The sequence below is a fragment of the Nocardioides sp. P5_C9_2 genome, assembly GCF_054049555.1.
In genome coordinates this window covers 1-2,536 of the sequence record NZ_JBFUMD010000529.1, presented here as the reverse complement: position 1 = coordinate 2,536, position 2,536 = coordinate 1, and the positions used below count along the sequence as shown (strand labels likewise).

Annotated in this window: 3 protein-coding genes; all 3 read right to left on the bottom strand. The window is 74.5% G+C overall.

Annotation, left to right across the window (positions count from 1 at the left end):
• Positions 1–135: 135 nt before the first annotated feature.
• Genes ACXJKL_RS19200 through ACXJKL_RS19190 form a run of 3 tightly spaced genes read right to left on the bottom strand, consistent with a single transcriptional unit; the run spans position 136 to position 2,380 of the window.
• Positions 136–696 (bottom strand): uridine kinase family protein, encoded by a 561-nt coding sequence (locus ACXJKL_RS19200; RefSeq protein WP_457208600.1) that lies wholly within the window; start codon positions 694–696, stop codon positions 136–138.
• Positions 693–1,922 (bottom strand): amino acid deaminase/aldolase, encoded by a 1,230-nt coding sequence (locus ACXJKL_RS19195; protein ID WP_457208599.1) that lies wholly within the window; start codon positions 1,920–1,922, stop codon positions 693–695. Before ACXJKL_RS19195 ends, ACXJKL_RS19200 begins: the two co-directional genes overlap by 4 nt.
• Complete coding sequence (locus tag ACXJKL_RS19190; RefSeq protein ID WP_457208598.1) at positions 1,919–2,380, bottom strand: hypothetical protein; 462 nt, start codon at positions 2,378–2,380, stop codon at positions 1,919–1,921. Before ACXJKL_RS19190 ends, ACXJKL_RS19195 begins: the two co-directional genes overlap by 4 nt.
• Positions 2,381–2,536: the final 156 nt, after the last annotated feature.

Sequence of the window (2,536 nt, the reverse complement as noted above, 5' to 3'; positions counted from 1 at the left end):
GCTCCCACACACGCTGCACGCCTGCCGGGACGCCGGTTTCGACACCTCGAGCCTGTACGTCGACACCGAGAACCCCACCGGCGCCCTGGGGATCTACGAGCGTGCCGGCTACGCCGTGCGCCACCGCCAGGACAACTACTCCCTCGTGGAGGAGCCGGTCTCGTAGACCAGGTCCGCCCGCTGGCGGGTGTGCTCGCGGACGTGGTGGGACGCCTCGCCGTCGAGCCACTGCTCCCACTGGGGGCGCATCTGCTCGCCGTCGCGTGCCAGCCCGCGCCGCAGCCGCTCCTCGCGAGGCGCCTCGACCCACACCAGGGTGGTGACGAGGTCGTCGATGCAGGCTGGGGCGGCGCCGACCCCGTCGATCACGAGCAGGCCGCCGGGGGAGAGGGGGTGCGTCTCGGCCCAGCCGGACGCGTGCCAGTCCCAACGCGTCCACGCCGACGGCCGGCCCGAGGCCAGGGGKCGCAGCACGGCGTCGATCGTGGCGCCCAGCCCGGGCAGACCGTCCCAGCCCTCCAGCAGGTCGTCGGTGTGCACGACCTGCGCCGGGGCCAGACCAGCGAGGTCGAGGGCGAGCGTCGTCTTCCCTGCCCCGGCGAGCCCATCGATGCACACCAGCCGTCCCGGCCCCAGCGTGGGCGGCCGGGCGAGGGCGTGCGCCAGCACCGCTGCCGCCTCGATCGGGCGGGTCACCAGGCGTGGCCGAGCCCGCGGTAGCTCGGCACCGTCTCGACGATCCGGTCCCCGCGCACGAGGTGGACGTCGTTGACGTGCTCGAAGAGCTCACCGGACTTCGCGTGCCGGAACCAGACCAGCTCGCCGATGGCGAGCATCGCGGCCGGATGCCCGGTGAGCGGCGTCTGCACCTCGCCGGCGCCCTCGAGCCCGGTCAGGTGGAGCCCCGGCGGTGCCCACGGGATCGGGGCGCGGTCCTCTCCGACCGGGCCGGAGGCGATCAGACCGCCGCCGTGCACGGTGGCCAGGGTCGGGGAGGGCTTGCGGCTGACCCGCAGGCCGAAGAAGGCCGCGGGTCTCGGCGTGAAGGACTGGTAGTGGTCGAACAGGCCCGGCACCAGCAGTCCCGACCCCGCGGCCACCTCCGTCACGACCGGGTCGGCGACGGTCGACTCGACCGAGCCGGAGCCGCCGCCGTTCCAGAACTCGAGGTCGGCGAGGTCGGCGAGGGCGTCGACGACCTCCCGGCGCCGGACCTCGAGCTGGGCGACGGATGCCTGCTTGAGCCGCCGGACCAGCAGGGACCGGGTGCGCTGGCCGGGCACGTCGTCCGGCACCCCGGCGACCTGGCCCTCGTAGGTCATCGCCCCGACGAGGACGAAGCCCGGCCGGGAGACGACCGTGCGGGCGAGAGCGGTGACGGCGGCGGCGTCGTACAGGGGGGAGCGCTTGGGACCGACGTGCTGACCACCCACCCGCAGGCCCGCGTCCACGTCGATCGCGACCCGCACGTCCACCCCCGCGCCCCGTCGCAGCGAGTCGACGGCGTCGAGGTGAGCCACGTCGTCGACCATCAGCGTGATCGCCGCGGCGGCCTCGGGGGAGCCCAGCAGCAGGCCCAGGGCCCGGGGGTCGACGCTGGGGTAGGCGACCACGACGTCGTCGCTGATCCCGCTCTCGTGCAGGTGGAGGGCCTCGGCGAGCGTGTAGGCGAGCACGCCGGAGAACCCGTCGTGGGCCAGCGCCCGGGCGACCAGCGCGGGGACCCGCAGCGACTTGGAGGCCACTCGCACCGACGTGCCGCCGGCCCGGCGGGCGAGGTCGTCGGCGTTGGCGTCGAAGGCGTCGAGGTCGACGACGGCGATCGGGGTGGGCAGGGGCTCGGGGTGGGACGCGACGGCGGAGCCGAGGCGGGCCCACAGCCGGTTGCGCTCGACGAACCCGTCGACCGGCGCCTGGCTCACTGGATGCCGCGCTTCTTCAGCAGCGCCTCGATCTCGGCCATCTCGTCGTCGACGACGGGCTTCTCGCGCGGGCTCCGGGTCGAGGAGGCCTCCGGCAGGTCGCGGCGGCGCGTCGGAGCGCTCACCTCGCCGGGGGCGGTGGTGTCGGTGGCCCGGCCGAGCTGCCGGTCGCGCAGGACGCCGGCCACCACGATGAGCACGACGCCGAAGCCGGCCAACCCGATGCCGGTCCACGTGACCGGGTTGAGGACGAGGCCGGACGCCCAGTCGGTGACCGACCCGGCGATCTCGGTGAACATCTCCAGCGTCCCGGTCAGGTAGGCCGCCACCGGCATCAGCGTGAAGCCGAGGGCGCGCATCGCCGCGGTCGTGCCGCGTCGTCGGAAGGAGACCCAGGTCCACGCGAGTCCCAGCAGGGTCAGGGTCGCGGCAAGTGCCGCCCAGGTTGCCTCGTCCACCCCTCCAGAGTTCCACAGTGCTCCACACAGGGGGGACAATGACCCGGTGGAACGACAGATCCCCGACCCCGGGTTCGCCGGTGACGACGGCAGCGCCGACCCCGCGGTGCGATCCGCCCTCGCGCTGCTGGCCGACGACCCCACGACGTACGGCGT